The organism is Paenibacillus sp. OV219, from assembly GCF_900110075.1.
Lineage (GTDB): Bacteria > Bacillota > Bacilli > Paenibacillales > Paenibacillaceae > Paenibacillus_Z.
Genome location: NZ_FOCJ01000016.1, coordinates 1 through 26076, shown reverse-complemented (window position 1 = coordinate 26076; position 26076 = coordinate 1). Strand labels below are relative to the sequence as shown.

The 26076-nt window shown below is 50.7% G+C and carries 27 protein-coding genes, 1 rRNA gene and 1 other annotated feature; of the genes, 1 reads left to right on the top strand and 27 read right to left on the bottom strand.

Annotated elements, in window-relative coordinates:
• Nucleotides 1-273: 273 nt before the first annotated feature.
• The 18 genes from BMY11_RS26725 to BMY11_RS26640 form a co-directional block, all read right to left on the bottom strand.
• Nucleotides 274-876 carry a class I SAM-dependent methyltransferase gene (locus BMY11_RS26725; protein WP_090583203.1) on the bottom strand — a complete coding sequence of 201 codons (603 nt, stop codon included), beginning with the start codon at nt 874-876 and terminating at the stop codon, nt 274-276.
• A 92-nt stretch (nt 877-968) separates the two neighbouring features.
• Nucleotides 969-1328, bottom strand: a complete 360-nt coding sequence (gene rplL, locus BMY11_RS26720) for a 50S ribosomal protein L7/L12 (RefSeq protein WP_090583201.1) — start codon at nt 1326-1328, stop codon at nt 969-971.
• 63 nt (nt 1329-1391) lie between these two features.
• Nucleotides 1392-1889, bottom strand: a complete 498-nt coding sequence (gene rplJ, locus BMY11_RS26715) for a 50S ribosomal protein L10 (protein ID WP_090583199.1) — start codon at nt 1887-1889, stop codon at nt 1392-1394.
• 60 nt (nt 1890-1949) lie between these two features.
• Nucleotides 1950-2111 (bottom strand) — a sequence feature (ribosomal protein L10 leader region).
• A gap of 16 nt (nt 2112-2127) precedes the next feature.
• Nucleotides 2128-2820 (bottom strand): 50S ribosomal protein L1, encoded by a 693-nt coding sequence (gene rplA / locus BMY11_RS26710; RefSeq protein ID WP_090583197.1) that lies wholly within the window; start codon nt 2818-2820, stop codon nt 2128-2130.
• A gap of 134 nt (nt 2821-2954) precedes the next feature.
• On the bottom strand, nt 2955-3380 hold the full coding sequence (gene rplK / locus BMY11_RS26705; RefSeq protein ID WP_090583195.1) for a 50S ribosomal protein L11: 426 nt from the start codon (nt 3378-3380) through the stop codon (nt 2955-2957).
• An 86-nt stretch (nt 3381-3466) separates the two neighbouring features.
• Entirely contained in the window at nt 3467-4000 is a 534-nt protein-coding gene (gene nusG / locus BMY11_RS26700; protein ID WP_090583301.1) for a transcription termination/antitermination protein NusG, read from the bottom strand.
• Nucleotides 4001-4032: 32 nt separating this feature from the next.
• A complete protein-coding gene (gene secE / locus BMY11_RS26695; RefSeq protein ID WP_090583193.1) occupies nt 4033-4242 on the bottom strand; it encodes a preprotein translocase subunit SecE in 210 nt (69 codons plus the stop codon).
• 20 nt (nt 4243-4262) lie between these two features.
• The gene (gene rpmG / locus BMY11_RS26690) at nt 4263-4412 is read right to left on the bottom strand and encodes a 50S ribosomal protein L33 (protein ID WP_090583192.1); all 150 of its coding nucleotides are present in this window, start codon (nt 4410-4412) and stop codon (nt 4263-4265) included.
• 327 nt (nt 4413-4739) lie between these two features.
• Nucleotides 4740-5390, bottom strand: coding sequence for an RNA polymerase sporulation sigma factor SigH (sigH, locus tag BMY11_RS26685; protein WP_090583188.1), 651 nt, complete (start codon nt 5388-5390; stop codon nt 4740-4742).
• A gap of 293 nt (nt 5391-5683) precedes the next feature.
• A complete protein-coding gene (locus tag BMY11_RS26680; RefSeq protein WP_090583186.1) occupies nt 5684-6205 on the bottom strand; it encodes an NYN domain-containing protein in 522 nt (173 codons plus the stop codon).
• Between the two features lie 3 nt (nt 6206-6208).
• Nucleotides 6209-6985 (bottom strand): 23S rRNA (guanosine(2251)-2'-O)-methyltransferase RlmB, encoded by a 777-nt coding sequence (gene rlmB, locus BMY11_RS26675; RefSeq protein ID WP_090583184.1) that lies wholly within the window; start codon nt 6983-6985, stop codon nt 6209-6211.
• A gap of 35 nt (nt 6986-7020) precedes the next feature.
• Complete coding sequence (locus BMY11_RS26670) at nt 7021-7491, bottom strand: Mini-ribonuclease 3 (RefSeq protein WP_090583182.1); 471 nt, start codon at nt 7489-7491, stop codon at nt 7021-7023.
• Entirely contained in the window at nt 7488-8888 is a 1401-nt protein-coding gene (gene cysS, locus BMY11_RS26665; RefSeq protein ID WP_090583180.1) for a cysteine--tRNA ligase, read from the bottom strand. The genes BMY11_RS26670 and cysS overlap by 4 nt, the downstream gene beginning before the upstream one ends.
• Entirely contained in the window at nt 8869-9546 is a 678-nt protein-coding gene (gene epsC, locus BMY11_RS26660; RefSeq protein WP_256217797.1) for a serine O-acetyltransferase EpsC, read from the bottom strand. The genes cysS and epsC overlap by 20 nt, the downstream gene beginning before the upstream one ends.
• Nucleotides 9547-10005: 459 nt before the next feature.
• Nucleotides 10006-11463: a glutamate--tRNA ligase gene (gltX, locus tag BMY11_RS26655; RefSeq protein ID WP_090583176.1), complete on the bottom strand. Its 1458-nt coding sequence runs from the start codon at nt 11461-11463 to the stop codon at nt 10006-10008.
• Nucleotides 11464-11504: 41 nt separating this feature from the next.
• The gene (gene ispF, locus BMY11_RS26650; RefSeq protein ID WP_090583173.1) at nt 11505-11990 is read right to left on the bottom strand and encodes a 2-C-methyl-D-erythritol 2,4-cyclodiphosphate synthase; all 486 of its coding nucleotides are present in this window, start codon (nt 11988-11990) and stop codon (nt 11505-11507) included.
• A 6-nt stretch (nt 11991-11996) separates the two neighbouring features.
• Complete coding sequence (gene ispD / locus BMY11_RS26645; protein WP_090583171.1) at nt 11997-12710, bottom strand: 2-C-methyl-D-erythritol 4-phosphate cytidylyltransferase; 714 nt, start codon at nt 12708-12710, stop codon at nt 11997-11999.
• 83 nt (nt 12711-12793) lie between these two features.
• On the bottom strand, nt 12794-13888 hold the full coding sequence (locus BMY11_RS26640; RefSeq protein WP_090583169.1) for a PIN/TRAM domain-containing protein: 1095 nt from the start codon (nt 13886-13888) through the stop codon (nt 12794-12796).
• 190 nt (nt 13889-14078) lie between these two features.
• Here BMY11_RS26640 and BMY11_RS26635 point away from each other — a divergent pair, with 190 nt between their 5' ends.
• Nucleotides 14079-14474: a DUF1573 domain-containing protein gene (locus tag BMY11_RS26635; RefSeq protein ID WP_090583167.1), complete on the top strand. Its 396-nt coding sequence runs from the start codon at nt 14079-14081 to the stop codon at nt 14472-14474.
• 84 nt (nt 14475-14558) lie between these two features.
• Here the strand turns inward: BMY11_RS26635 and pssA are convergent, their stop codons facing one another.
• The 9 genes from pssA to rrf all read right to left on the bottom strand — a co-directional run.
• Nucleotides 14559-15311 carry a CDP-diacylglycerol--serine O-phosphatidyltransferase gene (gene pssA / locus BMY11_RS26630; protein ID WP_090583165.1) on the bottom strand — a complete coding sequence of 251 codons (753 nt, stop codon included), beginning with the start codon at nt 15309-15311 and terminating at the stop codon, nt 14559-14561.
• A 164-nt stretch (nt 15312-15475) separates the two neighbouring features.
• Nucleotides 15476-16552: a DNA integrity scanning diadenylate cyclase DisA gene (disA, locus tag BMY11_RS26625; protein ID WP_090583163.1), complete on the bottom strand. Its 1077-nt coding sequence runs from the start codon at nt 16550-16552 to the stop codon at nt 15476-15478.
• A 13-nt stretch (nt 16553-16565) separates the two neighbouring features.
• Nucleotides 16566-17933, bottom strand: a complete 1368-nt coding sequence (radA, locus tag BMY11_RS26620) for a DNA repair protein RadA (RefSeq protein WP_090583161.1) — start codon at nt 17931-17933, stop codon at nt 16566-16568.
• A gap of 503 nt (nt 17934-18436) precedes the next feature.
• Nucleotides 18437-20896, bottom strand: a complete 2460-nt coding sequence (locus tag BMY11_RS26615) for an ATP-dependent Clp protease ATP-binding subunit (RefSeq protein WP_090583159.1) — start codon at nt 20894-20896, stop codon at nt 18437-18439.
• Nucleotides 20897-20898: 2 nt separating this feature from the next.
• Nucleotides 20899-21978, bottom strand: a complete 1080-nt coding sequence (locus BMY11_RS26610) for a protein-arginine kinase McsB (RefSeq protein WP_090583157.1) — start codon at nt 21976-21978, stop codon at nt 20899-20901.
• Between the two features lie 27 nt (nt 21979-22005).
• A complete protein-coding gene (locus BMY11_RS26605; RefSeq protein ID WP_090583155.1) occupies nt 22006-22530 on the bottom strand; it encodes a protein-arginine kinase activator protein McsA in 525 nt (174 codons plus the stop codon).
• Between the two features lie 35 nt (nt 22531-22565).
• A complete protein-coding gene (locus tag BMY11_RS26600) occupies nt 22566-23027 on the bottom strand; it encodes a CtsR family transcriptional regulator (RefSeq protein WP_090583153.1) in 462 nt (153 codons plus the stop codon).
• 295 nt (nt 23028-23322) lie between these two features.
• Nucleotides 23323-25821 (bottom strand): transglutaminase domain-containing protein, encoded by a 2499-nt coding sequence (locus tag BMY11_RS26595; RefSeq protein ID WP_090583151.1) that lies wholly within the window; start codon nt 25819-25821, stop codon nt 23323-23325.
• A 165-nt stretch (nt 25822-25986) separates the two neighbouring features.
• Nucleotides 25987-26076: ribosomal RNA gene (gene rrf / locus BMY11_RS26590) — 5S ribosomal RNA — on the bottom strand; the annotation flags it as partial.

Sequence of the window (26076 nt, the reverse complement as noted above, 5' to 3'; positions counted from 1 at the left end):
AATACTGATTCAAATAAAGAAAAGCCCTTATCGAGAGTTCGAAAGAAGAGCATACCTCTGTCAGTCATACCTTTACAGCATAGACCGTAAAAGTCTCATATCAAGTAATTTTGACCCAAAATGTAAACATTATACGTCAAATGCGCGTATTCTATACGTTAAAATACCGCTTGACATTTTAGTTCACTAAAGACATTGTACCCATTTTAATACTGACATTTTATAATGATATCACATTAGAAAAGTCAAGTCAACAAAATGTTCATTTATATCCTAGTCTTCTTTCATCGACCTAAATATACGATATCCCTTGTCCTTGGTTACTTCTTCAACATTACCAAATATCGCTTCGAGCTTGGCTTCAGCGGATGGCGCACCTTGCTTCTTCTGAATAACTACCCACATTGCACCGCCCGGAGCTAGTAACTTCGCACCTTCTTCAAAGATACGGTGGACAATTTCTTTACCCGCCCGAATTGGAGGATTCGTTATGATTGTATCGAAGGAACGGTCTTGCACACTCTCATAGATATCGCTTTGTAGCGCAATTGCATTCGTAACGCCGTTCAGCTTCGCGTTCTCATTCGCAAGTCCGACTGCACGCTCATTGATATCAATCATCGTTACTTTACCTTCACTCGCAAGCTTCGCCGCTGTAATCCCAATCGGCCCGTAACCACAGCCAACGTCCAGTACATTCGCCTGCTCACCTAGCTCAAGCGCTTCAAGCAGCACTCTACTGCCATAATCAATGCCCGTCTTCGAGAATACGCCGGCATCCGTCATGAATTTCAGCTTATAACCACGGATTTCCGTCTCTAGCTGATGGCGATCATGCACTGTACTTGGTTTATGCGTATAATAATGGTCTGCCACGAAAGCTTCCTCCTTCAACAGAACAGTCCTATAAATTAAGGAAACCCCTTGAAGCAAGAGCTCCAAGGGGTTCGCCGCTATTAAGCGGATTATTACTTAACTTCTACGGAAGCGCCTGCTTCTTCAAGCTTAGCTTTAACAGCATCAGCGTCTTCTTTGGATACTCTTTCTTTAACAGCTTTAGGAGCGCCGTCAACAAGGTCTTTCGCTTCTTTCAGGCCAAGACCTGTGATTTCGCGAACTGCTTTGATAACGTTGATTTTGGAAGCACCAGCGTTGTTCAAGATTACGTCGAACTCAGTTTGCTCTTCGACTACAGCTGCTGCTGCACCTGCTGCTGCAACTGGTGCTGCAGCAGTTACGCCGAATTCTTCTTCGATTGCTTTAACCAGGTCGTTCAGTTCGAGTACGTTCATGCCTTTGATGGCTTCCAAGATTTGCTCTTTACTCATGAGATAAACCTCCAATAATTTGTTTTGTTTTTGTTATTAAATTCCGGCTTGCCGGATAGGAAATTAAGCTTCTTGTTTCTCTGCAACAGCTTTAACCGCAAGGGCGAAGTTGCGCATTGGTGCTTGAAGCACGCTGAGGAGCATGGAGAGCAAACCTTCGCGGGAAGGCAGATCTGCCAATGCTTTAATTTCTTCTGCGTTGAATACTTGACCTGCGATAACGCCGCCTTTAAGTTTCAGTGCGTCGTTCTTCTTAGCGAAATCAGCCAAGATTTTAGCAGGAGCAACAGCATCATCTTTACTGAACGCGATTGCTGTAGGACCAGCAAGAGCGGCATCCAGCTCAGAAAGTTCTGCGTTAGCAGTTGCACGACGAACCAAGGAGTTCTTCAACACTTGGAACTCAACGTTCGCTGCGCGCAATTGCTTACGAAGCTCAGTTACTTGAGCAACGTTAAGACCACGGTAATCAGCAACAACTGTAGCGGAGCTCTCACGAAGTTTCGTTGTGATTTCTGCAACAGCAGCCTCTTTACCTTGAATGATATTTGCGTTAGCCAAAATGTACACCTCCCGTTATGTTATCAACATCCCGATTGAAAGCAGCGGAGTCCTTTCCAGTCGGTGCATGAGAAAGGCCCCCGCAGACAGTGCGAAGGCCATGATGGTCCGTAAATCGCACCTGCCAAAGCAGGCAGCGAACAAACACGTTTATCATAACACCTCGGTAGGGAATTAAGCCGCGCAGGCACCTACTGTCTTCGGTATGCATATTCGAATTTCAAAGTTGCGTTTTCTCTTAACGGAATTCAGCTGCGTTAACACGCGCGCCAGGACCCATTGTCGAGGAAACCGCAATGTTTTTCAGGTAAACCCCTTTAGCTGCAGCCGGCTTAGCACGGTTCAGCGCATCCACCAACGATTTCAAGTTCTCGTTCAGCTTCTCAGCATCGAACGATACTTTACCGATTGGTGCGTGGATTTGACCTGCACGGTCAAGACGGTATTCAATCTTACCAGCCTTGATCTCTTGAACGGCTTTCGTAACGTCAAACGTTACTGTACCCGCTTTAGGGTTAGGCATAAGACCTTTACCGCCGAGGATACGACCGAGTTTACCAACTTCAGCCATCATGTCCGGAGTTGCAACGCAAACGTCGAACTCAAACCAGCCTTGTTGGATTTTTGCGATTACGTCAGCATCGCCAACATAATCTGCGCCAGCTGCTTCTGCTTCTTTAGCTTTATCGCCTTTAGCAAAAACGAGTACGCGCTTTGTTTTACCAGTGCCGTGAGGAAGCACAACTACGCCACGAACAGCTTGGTCTTGTTTCTTAGGGTCTACACCCAAACGAACTGCTACTTCAACAGTTTCGTCGAACTTTGCAGTCGAAGCTTTCTGAACGAGTTCAATAGCTTCAAGAGCTTCGTAGGTAGCTTCGGAATCAATCAGTTTTGCAGCTTCAAGATATTTTTTACCGTGTTTAGCCATTAAAAATTCTCCTCCTTGTGTGGTAGTAGCGGAAAATACTCCATGCGAAATGGAGATCCTCCCACCTAAGCGAAAACAAGTTCCGCCTAGTCAGACAACGCCATCTGGCGTGTCCTAGTTGTTGCTCATGCGAATTAGTCTTCGATGACAACGCCCATGCTGCGCGCTGTACCTTCAACCATGCGCATTGCTGCTTCTACAGAAGCTGCGTTGAGATCAGGCATTTTTTGCTCAGCGATCTCACGAACGACCGAACGCTTAACTGTAGCTACTTTTTTCTTGTTAGGCTCGCCGGAACCCTTAGCAATCTTAGCAGCAACGCGAAGAAGTACTGCAGCCGGTGGAGTCTTCGTTTCGAAAGTGAAAGAACGATCCTCGAATACTGTAATTACAACCGGGATAATAAGACCCGCTTGATCAGCTGTACGAGCATTGAACTCTTTACAGAACGCCATGATGTTTACGCCTGCTTGACCTAGTGCTGGGCCGATCGGCGGAGCCGGATTCGCTTTACCAGCTGGAACTTGCAGTTTAACCAACTTGATGACCTTTTTTGCCATGATGAACACCTCCTTGCCGTAATAATCACATGTTTGCACTAACGTTTCATCGCCGCAAGGCGATCACGTTAGGCTTGGCAGGTCTATTAAACCTTCTCTACTTGACCGTAGTCAAGCTCAACCGGAGTTTCTCTGCCGAACATGTTGACATGCACCTTCAGCTTGCTCTTGTCGAGCAGAATTTCTTCCACTGTTCCGACAAAATTAGCGAACGGCCCGACTTTAACACGTACCGTCTCCTTCAGATCGAATTCGATCTTCGGTTTAGGTTCTTCCATACCCATATGTTTCAAAATCTGCTCCACTTCATCAGGCAAAAGTGGGGTAGGTTTCGAACCTGAGCCAGTCGAACCGACAAATCCGGTTACGCCGGGAGTGTTGCGAACGACATACCAGGAATCATCCGTCTGAACCATTTCGACGAGGACATAACCAGGGTAAACTTTACGCATGACGATCTTTTTCTTACCGTCCTTGTTTACAACCTCTTCCTCCATCGGTACAAGCACACGGAAGATCTTATCTTCCATGCCCATGGATTCAACACGTTTCTCCAAATTCGCTTTTACTTTGTTCTCATACCCAGAATAGGTGTGAACAACATACCATCTTTTCTCCATCGTTTCCATCTCAAGCCACCCTTGGACCCTTCTTAAACAATCAGTTCAACCAATGCGGAAATCCCGATGTCAAGAACCCAGAAGTAAATTGTCACTGCTACAATCGTAAAGAAAACTACGAGCGTATAGCTTGTCAATTCCTTGCGGCTTGGCCAGCGGACCTTCTTCAGTTCCGCGAAGCTGTCGGTTAAGAAGGAAAAAGTCGACCCGAAGCTCTGCTTCAGTTTAGCTAAAAATGCCACGTCCACACCTCCAAATTGACCTATCGAGTTTCGCGATGAGGAGTATGCTCGTTACAATACTTGCAAAACTTCTTCATCTCAATACGGTCAGGGTGATTCCGTTTGTTCTTGCTCGAAGCATAGTTTCTTTGTTTGCAGTTTGTGCAAGCCAACGTAATTATTACCCGCATTGCTGACACCTCCCGAACTTACCATAAATAAATAAATGTGATGCATGTATGTGAATCTAGCCTGATTCAGAACCCATAATAAAAAAAGACCTATTTAGGGCTACCAAAACACTTTATCACAAGCAATATTCAGTGTCAACGGAAAACTGTTCCTGTACACTGGTATATCACTCACTTGCCGTTCACATAAGAGACATAGACGACAGAGCAAATAAGACGAACATTTCCATTTCCGCAATTGACAGTATTGTCAACGGAGAGGCACTTCAAACCGTGAAATACCCTCCCATTAAAAAAAGAGCCTCGGCGGCTCCCTATTTAAGTCGGTTAGCTTCCAATATCTCGCAGCTCGAGGTAACGTTCTAACTTCCGTTTCACACGTTGCAGCGCGTTATCGATGGACTTCACATGGCGATCGAGATCGACAGCAATTTCTTGATAGGATCTCCCGTCAAGATAAAGCATGAGCACCTTACGTTCAAGATCACTCAGAATCTCCGACATCTTATCTTCAAGACCAATGAATTCCTCTTGATTGATGATCAATTCTTCCGGATCCGACACTCTAGTCCCGCAGATAACATCAAGCAACGTACGGTCAGAGTCCTCGTCGTAGATCGGCTTATCGAGCGAAACATACGAATTCAGTGGAATATGCTTCTGGCGTGTGGCGGTCTTAATTGCCGTAATAATCTGCCTTGTAATGCACAATTCAGCAAACGCCTTGAAAGAAGCAAGCTTATCCCCTTTAAAATCGCGAATCGCCTTGTAAAGACCAATCATACCTTCTTGGACGATATCCTCGCGGTCGGCCCCGATCAAGAAATAGGATCGCGCTTTAGCCCGGACAAAGTTCTTATATTTGTTTATTAAATATTCAAGAGCTTCGCTATCACCCTCGCGAACCGTCTCTACAATGTCTTCGTCCGTTCTGCAGTCATAGTCCAGCGTTTTCCATTCTCTGAGGTCGATGCTCACGAACAATCCCTCCGGCTCGAAAGGCGTACAATGCCCTTAACTTTCAGTAGCATAATCTATATACCGGCGCACATTTGTTAATCATATTAAGAGCATGCAGCAAACCTGGAAAAATCAATCTAGCACTAGTATCCACGATGAGAAACATAGACTCAGTATACATTATGTAACCTAATTCAGTCAATGATAACGGCGCCTCGCGGCTGTTTATTATCTAGCAAATCTGGAATATCACACCGAATCTTAGATGTTTCGTTAACTGAAATTAACACCTTGATTACACCAGCTATACACTACAATTCGCCTCGACGCATCTTTTCCAGTTTCATCCGGACATCCATCTTCAAGTTGCTGTCGAGCTCATTCCTCACGTTAGTCTTCTGCTCAACTTTATGTTGAATCGCTTTGCGGCTCTGCTTGATCTCAGTCAGCAGCTCCCTTGCAGATTTACGAAGAGCGCCTTTGCCGAATATGACATGCTGCTCAATCATATCTGACGTAGCAACATGGATATTACGGCTTCGTTGCGCCATTTCCGATGCAAACCGCTCAATGCAAGCATCGGCTGTTTCCTTCTCCTTCGTAAAAACGACCGTCAGCCTGCGCTGCTTGAAGGTTTTACCGATGCCTGGAACTTGATGCGCGTCAAACACGACAATAACCGTCATGCCCGTAAAACCTTGATAGTCAGCGAGCATCTCCAACAGCCGGTCGCGCGCATCCTCGAAGTCCTTGTCCCGCAAAGCGGCAAGCTCCGGCCAGGCGCCGATCATATTGTACCCGTCGACAAGCAGCACATCGTCCCGCCGTTTCATCGGTTAGCGGTTAAGGCGCTGACGCAACACTTCGTACATAAGCACTCCCGCAGCAACGGAAGCATTGAGCGAATTGAGCTGTCCGTTCATCGGCAGCTTGATTAGAAAATCACACTTATCGCGAATTAATCGGCCGATACCCTTCGCCTCGTTGCCGATGACGATTGCAAGCGGCATATCGAACTTGGTCGATGAGGAGTATACGTCCTGCTTCGCGCCAACATCCGCTCCTGCCACCCAGATACCCGCTTCCTTCAGCTTATCAATCGTTTGCGCCATATTCGTAATACGCGCAACTGGAATGTACTCAACCGCACCGGCCGATGTTTTGGACACCGTTGCCGTTAATGACGCCGAGCGGCGCTTCGGAATAATAACACCATGAACCCCTGTGCATTCAGCCGTCCGCAAAATAGAACCGAGGTTGTGTGGATCTTCAATCTCATCCAGCAGCAGGAAGAACGGCTGCTCCCCGCTTTCTTTCGCCCGCGCCAGTAGCTCATCTACCTCGTAATAGCGGTGTGCCGCCGCTTGAGCGACGACGCCTTGATGCGGTACGCCTTCGACCATCTGGTCCAGCTTGCGCTTATCGACCACCTGAACGATGATCCCTGCTTTCTTCGCCTCCATCATGATCGGCTGCGCATTCTTCTGCGCTTGCTCCGCGATCCAGATCTTATTGATGTCGCGACCGGAGCGCAGCGCCTCCATAACCGGATGTTTCCCTGCAATCCATTCTTGTGATTCTTGTGATTCTTGTGATTCATCTTGTGTGCTCATGCTGATGCTGAACCTCCTCTTCTGATGTCTATTTGTTAAGTCTGCTCGTTTGTATCTTCACGTTCTTCGGGAGCTTCATCGAATGCAATCGCCATTAGCTCACGTATACGCGCAATTTGCTTCCCATAATAGAGATAGCCGATCAAGCACTCCAGCGCCGTTGCTTGCTGATAATGCGCCGGGTCGGCGTTTTTTGGCGCCGTACCCGACTTGGCATTGCGTCCCCTGCGCACAATGTCCGCTTCAGCTTCTGTTAAGTGAGGCTGCCACTTCTCCAACAGCATGCACTGCGCCTTCGCTGAAACGAACTGTGTAGCCTGCCGGTGCAGATGGTTCGGCTTATGATTTGGTAACGAAATCAAGTATTGTCGGACGAGCACTTCAAATACGGCGTCTCCGATATAAGCGAGAACGATCGGATTCAACAGATTGATCGGCTTCGTCGGGATATGAAACAACAGGCTATCTGATGCGAGATCGTCGATATTCATCCGCTCGTTCATCATTTGCGCCGCCAACGGATGCCCTGCGACGTATCTTCCAGCACGATACCAAGCGCCGACAATTGGTCACGGATCTCGTCAGCCCGCTTCCAATCCTTGTTCGTCCGAGCTTCGGTCCGCTGTACGATAAGTGCGTCGATATCCGCATCCAGCAGTTCATCCTCCGTATTGAGCAGACCAAGGACGCGGTTAAACGCTTCGAACGCTTCGAGCAGCAAGTTTAGTGCGGCCTCAGATACGACCGGCCGTTGCAGATACAGGTTTGCTTCACTAACGAGATCGAACAGTGCCGTAATCCCATCAGGCGTGTTGAAGTCGTCGTCCATCTTCGCATTAAACTGCGCTTTGATTTCGCCAATTCGCGCTTCCAATGCTGGAACAGATTCATCCGCCTCACTGACAGCGATAGACAGGCGGTGCTTCAGATTGGTAACTGAGTTCACGATCCGCTCCACGCTATTCTCCGCTTGTGCAATCGTCTCATCGCTGAAGTTCAGTGGACTTCTATAATGCGCGGATAGCATGAAGTAGCGAATAACCTCCGGCTTGATTCGCTTCAGAATTTCCTGAACCGTAATACCGTTGCTGAGCGACTTGGACATTTTCTCATTGTTAATGTTGATGAAGCCGTTATGCATCCAGTAGTTAGCAAGTGGTTTGCCGGTAACTGCCTCGGACTGTGCAATCTCGCACTCATGATGCGGGAACTGCAAGTCATGGCCGCCGCCGTGAATGTCGAGCGTATCACCCAGATATTTGCGCGCCATTGCCGAGCATTCTATGTGCCAGCCCGGACGGCCTGCACCCCACGGACTATCCCACTTGATTTCGCCTGGCTTCGCAGCCTTCCACAGTACAAAGTCTTGACCGCTTTCTTTGCGTTCATCCACGCCGATGCGGATACCGAGCTGCAGCTCCTCCAAGTTCTGATGTGACAGCTTGCCGTAATCAGCAAATGTGCTAGTGCGATAGTAGACATCTCCACCACTCTCGTACGCGTGACCGCGATCCACAAGCTCAGCTATGAACGCGATAATCTCTTCAATGTGATCCGTAACGCGTGGATTCAGCGATGCTTTATTAATGCGGAGACCTTCAATGTTCTCCTTAAACGCCTCAATGAATCGCTCTGCTACCTCCGGCACCGTCGTACCGAGCTGCTCCGCCTTGCGGATCAGCTTATCATCCACGTCCGTGAAATTCACGACGTATGTCACCTCATAGCCAATCGACTCCAAGTAGCGGCGCACCACATCGAAGAAAATGGCAGGACGCGCGTTGCCGATATGGATATAGTCGTATACGGTCGGTCCGCACACATACATTTTGACTTTGCCCGGCTCAAGCGGGATAAAGTCTTCTTTTTCCCGTGACAGGGTATTATAAATTCGCAGGCTCATTTTCTCGTTTCTCCTCACGATGTTTGCGTTTCTCTTGCTCAAGCTCAAACCGCAGCTCCGACACTTCCTTCTGCATCGCCCTAAGCATCTCAATAACAGGATCCGGCAGCTGCGTATGATCTAACCGATCACTGACGCGCGCGCCATTGCGCTTCACAATTCGTCCCGGAATGCCGACTACCGTACTATTCGGCGGCACCTCGCGCAGAACGACAGAATTGGCGCCTATATTCACATTGTCCCCAACCTTGAAGGAGCCTAGAACTTTCGCCCCCGAAGCAATAACGACATTGTTACCAATCGTTGGATGCCGTTTCCCCTTCTCCTTGCCCGTACCGCCGAGCGTTACGCCTTGATAAATAACGACGTTGTCGCCGATTTCACACGTCTCCCCGATGACGATACCCATCCCGTGGTCGATAAAGAGTTTCGATCCAATGGTCGCGCCAGGATGAATCTCAATGCCTGTGAAGAACCGGCTCGTTTGTGATATGAGGCGGGCAATGGTGAACCAATTACGCTTGTAAAATGCATGCGCAATACGGTGTGCCCAGATCGCGTGGAGGCCTGAATACGTGAAGATGATCTCAAGCTTATTCCGGGCGGCTGGATCGTTCTCAAGAATCGTTTCTATGTCGGTTCTAAAATTTCGAATCACGGGCCGAGTCCTCCTCTCAGACATGGTAAACAAAAAAGCCTCCGCAGCCAATTGGCTGCAGAGGCGTGTATACGCGGTTCCACTCTGCATCGGAAATGATTGCTGCTATACACATGTATGCAGTCAACCATTCTCGTCTCATAAGTCCGTAACGAGGACCAAACGTCACCACCCACCCTGCCGATAACGACAGTTCGGAGGCGCGGCTCCCAGGCGCAATGTCTATTCCGAGGAATGAGCAACTCCCAGCCATCAAGCCGTATCCGAATCATAACTAACATGCTCCAGCTCCGTTTGAAGGTCGCCCTCTCTGACAATTCCCAATTGAAATAAACGATCCTGTTCCAAGCCTTATACGTGTGTGTCTGCCTGACAGAAATTAAAGTACCTCAAGTATAGCTTAGCGCCCGAGAACTGGCAAGTAGGACATGCGCCTAAGGCCAGGTCCCGCTTCCTCGCTTAAGCTAAACGACCTTGCAACCGCTGCTCGACTTTCGCCCGGCCAAGCAAAGCGATCGATTGATTCAAATCCGGACCATGCGTCTGGCCAGTGAGAGCAGCTCGAATCGGCATGAACAGCTGTTTGCCTTTGAAGCCGGTCGATGTCTGGACCGCTTTAATCGCTGCTTTAATACCGTCTACATTGAATGCTTCAAGCGCCTTCACTTGCTCAAGGAACGCCTGCAGTACAACAGGCATTTGCTCCTCTGAGAGAACCGTCACCGCTTCTTCCTCATCGGCAGTTTCTGCGCTGAAGAACAGCTCAGTTAACGGTACGATATCTGCTGCAAAGCGGAGCTTATCTTGATAAAGCGCAACGAGGTCGCCGACCCAAGCGCGGTCTTCCGCACTCAGCTCAGAAGGCAGGCGGCCCGCTCCCTGCAGATGTGGCACGCACATATCGACGACACGCGGTAGCTCGGTCTTCTTCATGTACTCGTTGTTCATCCAGCTCAGCTTGTTCGTGTCGAACAAGGCTGGGCTCTTGCTAAGACGGCTCGCGTCGAACGCCTCAATCAATTCCTCACGAGTGAATATCTCCTGCTCACCTTCCGGTGACCAGCCAAGAAGCGTAATGAAGTTGAAAATGGCTTCCGGCAGGTAGCCAAGCTTATCGTATTGTTCAATGAACTGGATAATGGACTCATCGCGTTTGCTGAGCTTCTTCCGGGACTCACTCACAATCAGCGTCATATGGCCGAATACCGGCGTCTCCCAGCCAAACGCTTCATAGATCATGAGCTGACGCGGCGTGTTGGAGATATGGTCTTCGCCGCGCAGCACGTGGCTGATCGCCATCAGGTGATCATCGAGCGCTACCGCAAAGTTATACGTCGGAATGCCATCCTTCTTCACGATAACGAAATCGCCGATGCCATCCGATTCAAAGCTAATTTGACCTTTCACAAGGTCGTTGAACGTATACAGCTTACCTTCAGGCACACGGAAACGGATGCTTGGAATACGGCCTTCTGCTTCGAATGCAGTACGTTGCTCATCCGTCAGGCTGCGGTGCTTGCCCGAATAACGAGGCATTTCGCCGCGCGCTGTCTGCTCTTCCCGCTCCTGCTCCAGCTCTTCTTCTGTACAGTAGCACTTATAAGCAAGGCCTTTGTCCAGCAGCTCCTGCCAATACTCTTTATAAATATCAAGCCGCTCCGTCTGGCGGTACGGACCGTAGCCGCCGCCGATATCAACGCTCTCATCCCAGTCGATGCCGAGCCACTTGAGGTAGGTCAGCTGACTCTCTTCGCCGCCCGCCACGTTGCGCTTCACGTCTGTATCTTCAATTCGAATGATGAATTTGCCGCCTAAGTTGCGTGCAAACAAATAATTAAATAAGGCCGTTCTGGCATTGCCGATATGTAAATGCCCTGTCGGTGACGGTGCATACCGCACTCTGATTGGTTGTGACATAATGGTCAAGCTCCTCCCGTCATTCTAATCATATTGCAGAATCATAGCACAACTTTTACAAGGCAGACAACAGACTGTGCGGCAATCCCTTCGCCGCGTCCCGTAAAGCCGAGCCACTCGGTTGTCGTTGCCTTCACATTCACTTGGTAGCTATCTTCCGCCTCCAATGCGCCTGCGATAATCTCGACCATTTGCGGGATATGCGGAGCCATCTTCGGCTTCTGCGCAATAATCGTTGCATCGACGTTGCCGAGCTTATACCCCCGCTCCTTCACGAGCTTCCAAATATGCTGCAGCAGCTTCAAGCTGTCCGCGTCTTTAAAGGCCGGATCCGTATCTGGAAAATGTTTGCCGATATCACCGAGCCCTAGCGCTCCAAGCACCGCATCGCTAATTGCGTGCAGCAGCACGTCCGCATCGGAATGGCCGAGCAGCCCCTTCTCATAGGGAATCGTCACGCCGCCGATAATGCATGGACGATCCTCCACCAATTGATGCACATCAAAACCTTGTCCTACTCGAATCATTTCTCTTTATCCCCTCTCCTGCTCCCGGCTTGCAAGCAGAAACTCTGCGTAAGGCAAGTCCTCAGGCGTTGTAATCTTAATGTTCGTATACTCCCCTTCAGCGACGGATACTTGAACGCCTAGACGCTCAACCGCCATCGCGTCGTCCGTGCCGAGAAACTGATCTCGAGCCGCCTGCGTAAGCGCCTGCAGAAGCAAGGAACGACGAAAAGCTTGCGGCGTTTGAATCGCCCACAAGCTTCGCCGGTCCGGTGTCGCGGTAATGACGCCGGTCTCATTCACTTGCTTAATTGTATCTTTAACGGGCACAGCCAGTACAGCCGCCTCCGTCTCTTCCGCCTTCACCATACATCTGCGTACGGCTTCAGCCGTCACAAGCGGTCGAACACCGTCATGGACCATCACCCATTCGATATCGCTGCCGAGTGCCTGTATGCCAATTGTTACGGAATGCTGACGTTCGCTGCCGCCTGCAAGCACCGATTTTACTTTATGCAGACCATAGCTTTCGACGACCTGCTCACAGCGGGCTGTATCTTCCTTGCCCACAACGAGCACTACTTCTGCAATATCGTCCATCGCTTGGAATCGTTCAAGGGTATGTACAAGGATCGGCTTGTCCTGCAAGAGCAAATATTGCTTGCTCGTAGACGTTCCCATTCTCGTACCTCGGCCCGCCGCCACAACGACGACACCCCATTTTGCACCTGCTGCTTCCATGCCCTTCAACCGCCCTCGCGTATATAGGTTCGTTCAAGCTACATACGGATTGCTCTTAGTAGCCTATCCCCTATCATACCGCTTTAGAGCGCTTTTTCCAACAGCTTCGGCTTTGCGAAAATCATCCGGCCCGCAGACGTTTGCAGCACGCTCGTAACGAGAACCTCCATCGTCGTTCCGATGTAATCCCGTCCGCCTTCAACGACAATCATCGTGCCATCATCCAGATAGGCGACGCCTTGTCCATGCTCCTTGCCATCTTTGATCACCTGCACGACGATCTCTTCACCTGGGAGAACAACTGGCTTCACTGCATTAGCGAGATCGTTAATATTGAGTACAGATACGCCTTGCAGCTCGCACACCTTATTCAAGTTGAAGTCGTTCGTCACCACTTTGCCGTGCAGCACTTTCGCCAGCTTCACCAGCTTGCTATCGACTTCGCCCTCTTCCGCTTCACCTTCATAGATGAGGACCTTCACATCGAGCTCTTTCTGGATTTTGTTGAGGATATCAAGTCCTCTGCGACCTCGATTGCGCTTGAGCAAGTCCGATGAATCGGCAATATGCTGCAGCTCTTCCAGCACGAACTCCGGAATGACCAGTGTGCCTTCAATGAATCCAGTCTTGCAAATATCGGCGATTCGGCCATCGATAATGACGCTCGTATCGAGAATTTTATGCTCCTCGTAGCTGCTCTCCTCATCCACCCGTACCTGCGCATTCGTGCGCTCGGAAATCGATTTGAACATAGATGCCAGTTCGACCTGTTTACTAAGTCCCACTCGCATTCCGATATAGCCAAGAAGAATTGTCAATGCGATCGGAACAAAGATGCCCGCGCCGGTCAAGCTAGACAGTGCCGGATAAATAAGGGCCGATAACGCCAGACCGCCAAGCAGACCACCACCGCCGGACAACAGTTCGCCTGTCGGCATCGCCGAAGCCCGCTCCGCCCCTTGCTGCATCCATCTCAAGATTGGGCCTGCCAAAACCGTTGCTGCCGCAAAGCCGCATATCGCGCCAATGCCGACGTTCATGTAGTAGCCGCCTGAATGCTGCATAATACCATTTGTTGATTCCATAAAGCTCATGCTCCCATTCAAAGAGCCGTACATTTGAGCACCTAGAAATCCGCCGAACAAAAAACCCATTAATTGAATCATTCGCTTCATCATATAAATCCACCTCCACTAACAATTATGTGCCAATTATTGTCACGCTAATCGCCCGCGCTCCCAATCCATTAGAAATTATTAACTTAGCCCATAAATCGGACAAAATCGTATAAATCGGTTTTGAAAAGAGAGCCGAGGAGGCTTATAATAAAAGTAAAGCAATCCCAATCCTGAAATGAGGTGGTACCCGATGAACGCACCAACATTGGAGCAGTTTCAGAAGCAAGTTTCGGAGCTGCTGCTGCGACACCGCAGCTTGCTAGACGTCATGTCAAAGTACGGCCAATCCGGCACTTCCGTGAATCGCGCGGTAGCGAAGGCTGTTACAGAATGCGGATGTATTGAATTAAACGCGCGGAAGCAGCAGTTTGCAGACGACTTTAATCTCGAGCAGGCCAAGACCAAACTTCACCATCACATTTCAGGCGATCTTTGCGAGCACTGCAAGGAAGCCATTCAAACCGAGCTTGGACGCAATATGTTCTATATGTCCGCTATGTGTAATTTACTCGACATTCAGCTTGCCGACGTCATTGACCGGGAATCTGATAAATGCAGCACGCTTGGGCTATTTAACTTAACGTAACGTAAATCATCTTCATAACAAAAACCGCCTCGTCAATCCGGTTTCGGATTTGACAAGGCGGTTATTTTTGTTTAAGCACATGAATTATGCACTATGTTCGCTATGAACAGCTTCCTCTTGAAGCTGATTTTCCAGCATTCTCTTCCGTTTCCGGCTGGGGAGACGGCGATCAACGTTTTTTTTTAAGCCATAGAGCGCGTATATCACGAGCGGGATGAAAATGATCTTCGATAGATGGTGTGGGAACAGAATACCGAGCACAACAGCAACTGCTACGACGATCGGCACGACCCATATGGCATTCTTCGGAATGCCCACTTTCTTAAAGTTCGGATAACGAACTGTGCTCACCATTAAGAACGAGAGAACGAGTGTACTGATCATTAGAACGGAAACGGTAATATCTTTGTGGAACAGGGCAAGTGTTGCGAGCACACCGCCTGCTGCCGGAATCGGCAAGCCGATAAAGTAACCTGGCATTCCGGAAACAACATTGAACCTCGCGAGCCGCAGCGCTCCACAGATCGGGAACAGTGCTGTAATAATCCACGCCGGAGCTGGATTAAGCTCTTGGAAAGCAACGCTGTACATGATAAAAGCTGGTGCAACCCCGAAGGAAATGACATCGGACAAGGAATCAAGCTCTTTGCCGAATTCACTTTGGGCGTTAAGCGCACGCGCTACCCGACCATCCACGCCATCCATCAGCATCGCGATAATGACCATCATCGCAGCTACTTCAGGCTTTGCATTTTCGGGAAATATAAGAATGATGGCGACGATGCCTAGAAATAAGTTCGCCACGGTAAAAAGACTCGGTATTGACTTCGTGATCATTTTGCTCCACCTCATCTTTACTATGCCCCAAAACCGCAATTTGCAGTATCGACGGCAAACTGAGAAAAAAACTTCCTGCGAAGTTTTTGAAAGGATGCATAAAACGGTTCAATTGTAAGTAATACCCAAATGTGATTTGTCTGCATTCCCTCATTGTATGAGATTTAGATTTGTCTGTCAATGAACATCTGTTCTTGAATCCGTTTGAGCCCTTCTTTAATCGCACGCGCCCTCACTTCACCAATACCATCCACAGAGTCGAGCTCTTCAATCGTCGCCATCAAAATATGAGGTAAGTAGCCGAACCGTTCAACCAGATTGTTCATAATAACTGCTGGCAGGCGCGGAATACGGCTCAGTAAACGATAGCCGCGCGGTGCAACCATCTCTTCCGATGCAGCGCTAAAGCCACTATAGCCAAGCAGCTTAATGATCTGCGGCAGCTCAAGCAGCTCTTCGGAGCTAAGCTTGCGAATGCTTGCACGGATTTCACGAATGCGATCCTCATGCGGGTCTTTCACGTAGTCTTTGAGCAGGAACCACGCTTCTTCCTCTACGCCGCCGACGAGCTCTTCCATCTGCATCGCAATGAGACGACCTTCGGTGCCAAGCTCATTTACATACCGCTTAATTTCCGTCTTCACGCGGATGACCATTTCAACCCGCTTAATGACGTGCGCTACTTCCTGTAGTGTGACCATCTCTTCGAATTCTAGTGCAGACAGGTTTGTAAACGACTGGTTGAGCACCACTTTGTATTTCTCAAGCGTCTGAATCGCTTGGTTTGCCTTTGTTAAAATAACTCCCATTTCCTTCAGCGAATATCTGAACTGGCCCTGGTACAGCGTAATAACGTTTCGCCGCTGGGAGATCGATACGACGAGCTTGCCGGTTTGCTTCGCGACCCGCTCCGCTGTCCGGTGACGTATCCCCGTCTCACTGGACGAAATGGAGCTGTTCGGAATGAGCTGTGTGTTGGCATACAAAATGCGTTTGCGATCCTCGCTAAGAATAATTGCGCCGTCCATTTTGGCCAGCTCGTATAAATAGTTCGGGGAAAAGTCGCAGTTAATGGAGAATCCGCCGTCAACGACCTCCATTACCTCCGGGCTGTAGCCGACTACGATCAGCGCTCCTGTCTTCGCCCGCAGCACGTTATCGAGCCCTTCTCGGAATGCCATGCCGGGTGCGACCATCTGGAGCAGTTGATTTACGAAATCTGTTTGGTTCGTCTCTTTCATCCATTTCCCCCCTCTATCCGAATGCTGCGGACAGCGCTTGTGCGACCGTCTCTACACCGATGATTTCTATGCCTTTCGGCGGAGTCCAGCCCTTCAAGCTCTTGCTTGGCATAATGACCCGTTTGAAGCCCAGCTTCTGCGCTTCTTTCACACGCTGCTCCGCACGGGATACGCCCCGCACTTCACCAGTAAGTCCGATCTCACCAAAAAACACATCGTACGGTCTAGTCGGCGCATCGCGGAAGCTTGATGCAATGCTGACTGCTGCTGCGAGATCGACTGCCGGCTCATCGAGTCTTATACCGCCGGCGACGTTCAAATATGCATCCTGCGTCTGCAGGAACATCCCCATCCGCTTCTCCAGTACCGCGACAATAAGCGTCATCCGATTATGGTCGATCCCGGTTGCCATCCGGCGCGGCGAAGGGAAGTTCGTTGTGGCGACAAGCGCCTGAAGCTCCACGAGCACGGGCCTTGTACCTTCCATAGCTGCGACAACGGTAGAGCCTGATACGCCAAGCGGACGTTCGGACAAGAACAGCTCGGACGGATTGTTGACCTCCCGCAGCCCTTCCTCCCCCATCTCGAAGATCCCGATCTCGTTCGTAGAGCCGAAACGATTCTTAACGGCCCTAAGCAATCGGTACGTATGATGCCGCTCACCTTCGAAATAGAGCACACAGTCCACCATATGCTCCAGCATACGTGGACCGGCGATTGCGCCTTCCTTCGTGACGTGACCGACAAGCACGGTTGCAATGCCTTTAATCTTCGCGACGCGCATGAAGTGGGCGGTACATTCCCTTACTTGCGAGACGCTGCCAGGGGCAGATTGCACATTCGGATCGTACACCGTCTGGATCGAGTCGATAACGAGAAAATCAGGCTGGACCGATTCAATCGCGTCGTTAATTTGCTCCATGTTCGTTTCGCACAGCACGTACAGCTTCTCGGTGAGCGCTCCGAGGCGGTCTGCCCGAAGGCGTGTCTGCCGAACCGATTCCTCTCCGGAAATATAGAGAACCGTTAGGTTCATGGAAGCCAGCGCATGCGAGGTTTGAAGCAGCAGCGTCGATTTGCCAATACCAGGGTCTCCGCCTACAAGAATGAGCGAGCCTGGTACGACTCCGCCGCCCAATACGCGATTGAGCTCCTGATTGGTTGTCTCAATCCGTTTCTCTTGGCCACTTTCTATATGTATGATGGGACGCGGCTTTTCTTTCGTCTGAATGAGCTGCGAGCCCATTCCTTGTGTTTTGACAACCGTTTCCTTCTCTTCCACCATCGTATTCCATTGCCCGCAGCCTGGGCATTTGCCCATCCACTTCGGTGATTCTGTGCCGCATTCTGTACATGCGAACTTGGTTTTAAGTTTTGCCATCAGCGGCTCCTTATACATTAGAGGTATCATTTAAAGTTTACCATTTACAAAGTGTGTAAACCACCCTAATTAAACCTTTATATCAACTTAGCTTCTCCTAAATTCAATTACCCCCCCTTAATTTACTTACCACCCCCTAAATCCCCCTTGCCAGGGGGACCCCAAGGGGTTACCACCCACCCCTCTGGACTCCCGGAAGGTATAACGTTGGAGTTACAGAGAGGCGCTCGCGAGTGAGTTTGTACTAGTACTCGCTTTCGTCCCTTGCGGGACACGCTTTATGTTTGGCGTTGTTTAGTTACCTGGTGTCCCTGCGGGACCATGGGGACGTGAGGTGTCGCAGAGGCGCGTGAGTGATTTTGCCTGCTGGTGCTCGCTTTTGTCCCTACGGACACGCTTCCATTTAGGAGCAGAGACAGATGGAAAAGCCCCTCACTCTGCGAGTGAGGGGCTGCATGTAACTTCGTTACATATTTATCTAACTGCGTTACATATTAACCACGTTACTTCGTTGCCGTTTCCTCTGGAGCCGACACACTATCTACATGAGTAACTGTCAACCCGCCATCCTTCTCATCAATGATGAGCTTATGACCTTTGGCAATAGTACCCATGAGCAGATCTTCGGACAGACGGTCCTCGATATGCTTCTGGATTGCTCTGCGCAGAGGACGAGCGCCGTACTGCGGATCGAAGCCTTCCTTCGCGAGGAAATCCTTCGCTGCGTCAGTAAGCGTAAAGTCCACTTCCTGCTCACGCAGACGTTTGCGAAGCTCTTCGGACATGAGCGTCACGATCTGCGAGATATGCTCTTTTTCGAGCGAGTGGAACACGATTGTCTCATCAATCCGGTTCAGGAACTCCGGACGGAAGCTCTTCTTGAGCTCTGCCAGCACCTTCTCCTTCATGATGTTGAAATCGCGGCCAGCATCCTGCGCTGCCGTGAAACCAAGCGAAGAATTTTTCTTGATTTGGTCAGCGCCTACGTTCGACGTCATAATAATGAGCGTATTACGGAAGTCCACCACGCGGCCCTTGGAGTCCGTCAAACGGCCGTCCTCAAGCACTTGCAGAAGAATATTGAATACTTCCGGATGCGCCTTCTCGATCTCATCAAGCAGCACGACCGAATATGGCTTACGGCGTACTTTCTCCGTCAGTTGGCCGCCTTCTTCGTAACCGACATAGCCTGGAGGCGCTCCGACAAGTCTCGAAGTCGAATGCTTCTCCATATACTCAGACATGTCGATGCGGATAACCGCATTCTCATCGCCGAACATCGCTTCAGCCAGCGCACGGGCAAGCTCCGTCTTACCTACACCCGTTGGGCCGAGGAAAATAAACGAGCCCATCGGACGCTTCGGATCTTTCAAGCCTGCACGTGCTCTGCGGATTGCGCGGGATACCGCTTTAACCGCTTCGCTCTGACCGATAATGCGGTCATGCAGAATTTCTTCCATCTTGAGCAGGCGCTGTGTTTCTTCCTCCGCTAGCTTCGTTACAGGAATACCGGTCCAGCTAGCTACAATTTGAGCGATATCGTCCGGCGTTACTTCAGAATCCGTGCGACCTTGCTTCTCTTTCCACTGGTTCTTTGTAACGTCGAGCTCTTCGCGAATCTTCTGCTCCGTATCACGGAGTGCAGCCGCTTTCTCGAACTCCTGGCTCTGAACAGCGGAGTCTTTCTCCTTACGGATATCCTCCAGACGGTTCTCGAGCTGCTTGAGATTCGGCGGTACCGTATACGATTTCAAGCGTACTTTGGAAGACGCTTCATCAATCAAATCGATCGCTTTATCCGGCAGGAACCGGTCTGTAATGTAGCGGTCAGATAGCTTAACCGCTTGCTCAATCGCTTCATCGGTAATCTTCACGCGGTGATGCGCTTCATAACGATCGCGCAGCCCGTGAAGAATTTGAATCGCTTCCTCCGGCGACGGCTGATCAACCGTAATCGGTTGGAAACGACGCTCCAGCGCTGCGTCTTTCTCAATGTATTTGCGGTATTCGTCCAGCGTCGTTGCACCGATACATTGCAGCTCGCCCCGTGCAAGCGCTGGCTTCAAAATATTCGAGGCATCAATCGCGCCTTCCGCCCCGCCTGCACCGATAAGCGTATGCAGCTCATCAATGAACAAGACGATGTTTCCGGCTTGGCGAATTTCGTCCATAATCTTCTTCAGTCGGTCTTCGAATTCACCGCGGTACTTCGTTCCGGCAACGACAGAGCCCATATCGAGCGTCATGACGCGCTTGTCGCGCAGCGTCTCCGGAATTTCGCCTGCGATGATCTTCTGCGCGAGCCCTTCGGCAATAGCAGTCTTACCAACCCCTGGCTCACCGATCAGAACGGGATTGTTCTTCGTTCTACGGCTGAGCACTTGGATAACGCGCTCGATTTCTTTGCTGCGTCCGATAACCGGGTCAAGATTGCCGTCTTTTGCGTAAGCCGTCAGGTCACGAGCAAGTCCGTCCAGTGTCGGTGTGCTTACATTCGCCGGTGCGCCATGATTGCTGGACACGGCTTCGCTGCTTCCGAGCAGCTGCAGCACTTGTTGACGTGCTTTATTTAAGCTAATGCCGAGGTTATTCAGTACGCGAGCTGCGACGCCTTCTCCTTCACGGATGAGCCCCAGCAGGATATGCTCCGTTCCCACATACGTGTGACCAAGCTTGCGCGCCTCATCCATCGACAGCTCAATAACCTTCTTCGCACGCGGTGTATAAGCGATATTGGTCGGTTGCTCTTGTCCGCGACCGATTAATGTCTCAACCTCGTCTTGAATCTTCTCAAGGCTAAGGCCTAATCCGATGAGTGCTTTGGCTGCGATTCCTTCCCCTTCTCGGTTCAACCCGAGCAAAATATGCTCCGTGCCGATATTGTTATGACCGAGACGAACCGCTTCTTCCTGAGCAAGTGCGAGCACCTTCTGTGCCCGTTCCGTAAATCTTCCAAACATCATGTTCATACACCCCCATGATCAGTTTCACTGTACAACTGATTGCGTATAAGTTCCGCTCGCCGGATGTCCCTCTGTTCAGGCGTCATTTTCTCACGGAACACCTGTTGGAGAAAGCCCGGCTGCGTTAATACCATCATTTCGTTCATCGCCTGAGGCGACACATCTACAATTAAGCCTAGATCAATGCCGAGCCTTACATCGGAAAGCCGCTGAGCCGCTTCCTTCGAATCCATAATCATCGCATGCGACAACGTACCGTAAGAACGGAGCACCCGATCCTCCAGGCGCACCCGCGACTCTTCCAGCAGACGCTGGCGTGCCGCTCTCTCGTGCTCGATAATTTGACGCGCTACGCTGTGTAGATTCTCGATGATTTCCCCCTCGGACTGACCAAGCGTAATCTGATTCGAGATTTGGAACAGGTTTCCGAGCGCTTCGCTGCCCTCGCCGTAAATCCCCCGAACCGCAAGCCCCACTTGCTGGATAGCTGACAAAATCCGGTTGATCTGCTGTGTAAGCACAAGCCCCGGCAGATGCATCATCACTGAAGAGCGAATGCCCGTTCCGACGTTGGTCGGACAGCTCGTTAAGTAGCCTCTTCGTTCATCGAATGCGTAATCAGTGACCTCTTCAAAAATATCGTCAATGCGGCTCGCCACTGTCCATGCTTCCTTAATCTGAAAACCTGGATACAAGCATTGAATCCGCAAGTGATCCTCTTCGTTCACCATTATGCTAACCGACTCGTTCTCGCTAAGCATCACCGCGCCGCAGCGCGATTCATTCGCTAAGTTCGGGCTGATCAGATGCTTCTCCACAAGAACTCGGCGTTCCAATTCACTTAACTGGGAGAGCTCGATCGTTTCGAATGGTCCACAGCTGTCTAATCGGCCAGTCTCAGCAACAGCGGTGAGCTGCTTCATGACATCCTGCGCCTGCTGTGAGGTCGCAAGCATCGGAAACGGATGACCCGATAAATTACGAGCAATACGGATCCGGCTGCTAATGACAACATCCGTGTCCGGGCCGTTGCCCTTCATCCAGTCGCTTAGCGCTTCTTCTACATAAGACCGCTTCGACATCGTTTCATTTCACCTTCCTAACCGTGCCTAAACATCGGCTATTTTGCGCTCCAGCTCCCGAATTCGGTCGCGTAGCTCAGCAGCGGTTTCAAACTCCTGCTGCTCGATTCGCATGCTCAAATCCTGTTTAAGCTCGTCAATTTCTCGTTTGAGCTGAATTTGAACACCTGTGCGCTTTGGAATTTTACCGACATGTGTCGTATTGCCGTGAACCCGTTTCAGAATCGGGTCCAATTTGCTTCCAAACTGGGTGTAACAATTGCTGCAGCCGAAACGGCCCATCTTACTAAATTGTGTATAGGTCAGACCGCAATTGTCGCAGCGCAGCTGCTGTGCCGGCTTCGCGCCAAGCGCGTTCATGCTGCCAACCGGTTCGAAGTCCAGAAGTCCGGACAGCAAGCTGTGGATTGAAAATCCGTTCGCTGTGCCTGGGATTCCTTCGCCCCGTTCGCGTGCGCACGATTCACAAATATGAAACTCCGTCTTCTCGCCATTCACAATTTTCGTAAAATGAAGCGTAGCCGGCTTCTTGTCACATTCCTGACAAAGCATTCCGCACTATCCCTCCTCTTGCAAGGCTGCGCAGCTTACTTCACGAGCAGCGTAATTAACATCGCCCGGAGCAGCCTAGCCCGAATTTCGTCACGCAGTGGAAGCTTCACAGCAATGGTGTCGCGGGACATCGCCGCCCGGAGCAAATTCGCTTCGCGCCTCGAGATGTGCTTCCCTTCCTCCAGCTGATACACAATTCCTTCTGCCGTATCCTGGTCCACTTGATCGCCGATTGTTTCGGCAAGATGGCCTTGGAGAGCCGATAAGGTAGGCAGCTCCACGCGCTGAATGCGAATATACCCGCCGCCGCCGCGCTTGCTCTCTACCATATATCCCTTCTCCATCGTGAACCGTGTACTGATGACGTAATTGATTTGGGACGGAACACAAGAGAACCGATCTGCCAAATCGTTGCGCTGCAATTCGACAGCGCCGCCAGGGCTTTCCTTTAGCATATGCTTGAGATACTGCTCGATGAGATCGGAAATGTTGCGCATTTCGCCAACCTCCCTATGATGCCCTTACAACAAACTTGAGGCTAAATCAGCCGATTGTTGGAATCGTCAAAGTTTTTAGTCAAATTGACTTTGACTTTCTTTGACTTTAACTTTATTATACGCAAAATTGCCAAAAGGTCAAGTGTATTGCCTTCGTTGCATGACTGTAATGCCCCTTACTATCTTGGGCGGATTCGGTCCATTTATACCCCTGCTTCCAACCTCCTCTTGCAAAAAAAACTGCCTCCACCCCTGGCATGCAGGAACGAGACCGTGTCGTCTTGACTATCTATGCCTAATGTTTAAGGCTCGCCAACGTTTGCAGCGCTTCTTTTCCAGTTCCGATCTTGTAACCAGAGGCAGTGTAGCGTACCAGGGAGTTGCTGTCCAGGACGAACAGATGAGGGAAGCCTGCTTCATTCGCCTGTGTCCGAACGATTAGATCCGGTAGCTCGGCGCGGCTCATGTCACGAACGAACACGGTATTCGAAGGCAGCAACGAATAGTTCGCTTGGTCAAAGGATGCTGTCCACTCTGCATCGCCAATAAGCAGCACGATCGGTATCCCCAGCTGATTCAGCGGTTCAGTCAACTCGCTCAGCTCACGGAACAGATGCTTAGTCGGCTCCCGTTCCGGCTCAATCCAGGCTGCAATTGCGCCATCAGTTCCGAGCAGCTCCGCAAGCGATGCCGATCCGCCGTCCAACTGCGCTATCCCTCTGCTGCAATCGAAAGTGCCAAGTACCGGGATATCGACCAGCGTCTCATGGAATGTAAGTGGCAATGCCGTCGTTGCTCCAGCCGAGACGGTGAAGTACGTCAGACGCACTCGCACCGTGCCGTCCTTCAGACGAATGCCTGTCGTCAACCGGTAATCCCCTGGATCCACTTCGAACGACTCTTCATATACATCCTTTTTGGCGTAAGGATACACTAGTGTCTTATAGACACTGCCTTCCAGCCGAGCGAAGGTGAAGTTCTCCATATAGGAGGCGTCCGGCGTATCCGGTGAAGCGGCAGCGTCCTTGACAAGCTTTAGCTGCCCGCGCGCGTTCGACTCCCGTCCCTGCGAAGCGGCCTCCTTAATCGCGGCATCCATCCAGTTGCCCTCATGCAAATATTGCGCATGTTGTTCGCTTGGCTGCAATCGAGCCGGAATGCCCAGGCTACGGCAAATAGCGACGAACATAATGTCTAGCGACTGAGGATCGCCCAGCTTCAGCTCGTAGGTGCCAACCGGATTCCCCCTTCCCATCAGGTTCGGCAAATCTGTCCAAACGCCGAAGCCCTGCCGAAGATGGTTGACCAACGCTAATGGCTCAGTGCGGAACAGATTGGCTTCTGTTTCCGTGAACGACTCGCGAAGCTTCTGACGGTACGGAACAATCATCTCATGCAACACCCGCGGACATAGCACATAGTTGACAAAAGCGTCCTCATCTAGCGTGCCACGGATTGCCAGCGCGCCGATCAAGTGATCTTCAAGCGCAGACCGGAACGTATCGATCAAATCCTTGTCTCTGAGCGTTTCTAACAGGCGAAGCGGCCAGTCGCCGAATGAACCCGACTGCTCGCGCAAGAAAGCCGCGATTTCCTTGCTGTTACCCCGCGCTTTCTGAAGCACGCTCCATACCCGCTCAGGAGGCAAGCCCGTCTCCACCGCTAGAGCAGCGGCATCTTGCTCGCTCAGGAACGTGCCCTCGTACGCAGAACGGCAACTGGTTCCTTCCTCCAGTCGGCTATTATGCTGCTGGATTTTCGTTTCCATCAGCGTCTCCAACGATTCTCCTTCGCGCTCCGGCGGTGGCACCATATCGAAATCGACACTTCCAGAGGGCTGATTAGCTGCGCTTAGAATTAGTGTGATGGAGTCACAATCCGGTACCGAAATTATGGTTTCGGCCCATAGGCCATCCTTCACCGCGCGGACGACAAGATCGCCCATGTTCATCCCTAACTTCCGTGCGGATCTCGCGCGTCGGCGAATATTTTCTAACAGGTTAATCTCTGTAAACCAATCGTGAGCGAGAGTAATGTCCTCGGGGCCCAGATACTCCGCAAAAATCCGCGTGTTAATCAGCATAGCCCGGCGCGCCGGCGGCGAGAACCAGCCCTGATCGAGACGAGCTTCCGGTTCACAAGCTCCGATGTAATGCCATTTTCCGTCGGCCCAAGCTTCTACCCATGCATGGTTGTCATCGCAATGGGCCCAGCGGGGCGTATACACCTGACGGGCAGGAATGCCGATGCTGCGAATTGCTGCCACGGCCAGCGTCGACTCTTCACCGCACCGCCCGCGCGCGTTCCGCACCATGGAGAGCGGAGACAGCGTACGAAGATCGCTACCGATGTAAGTCGCTTTCTCATGGCACCAATAGTTCGTTTCCAGAACCGCCTCCTCCATCGAGAGATGAGCAGTCCGCCCTGCCAGTTCGCGGTACAGGATGCCGCGCGAATCCTCAATGTTCTCCGTATTGACCCTGTAGGGCAGCACGAAATGCAGGAAGAGATGATCCGGCACGCGCGATCCCCACGGCACTTGTTTGCGAATCTCCAGTGTCTGGCGCACATGGTTCAGAAATAAAGCCCCACCGTAATCCGCCATGTCACTGATTGGCATATAAGCGAACAAAAACTTAAGCGCCAACTCCTCTTCTTCGGTCAGCGTTTCCTCTTGAAAAATTCCGAACAGCTCCTGTTGCCTAGTCTCGGTCAGCTGCTGCTTTACCTGAAATTTGCGCTCGATTTGATCAAGCGTCGCTTGATCCAACGAGAATACTGTTGTTGTCTTCATCTGCTCACTCCCTCGTTCATATCTGTTTTTCCACCTCTTAACATGGACTAACCTATATTCTGGATAACACTGGAAAATCCTTTGTTGATAGCCAAGTCAAATGACAGCAACAAATGAGTGAAAACAACAAAAAACCGACCATATCGAATATGGTCGGTTATCTGTGCTTGGCGACGTCCTACTCTTCCAGGACCCTGCGGTCCAAGTACCATCGGCGCTGGAGGGCTTAACGGTCGTGTTCGGGATGGGAACGCG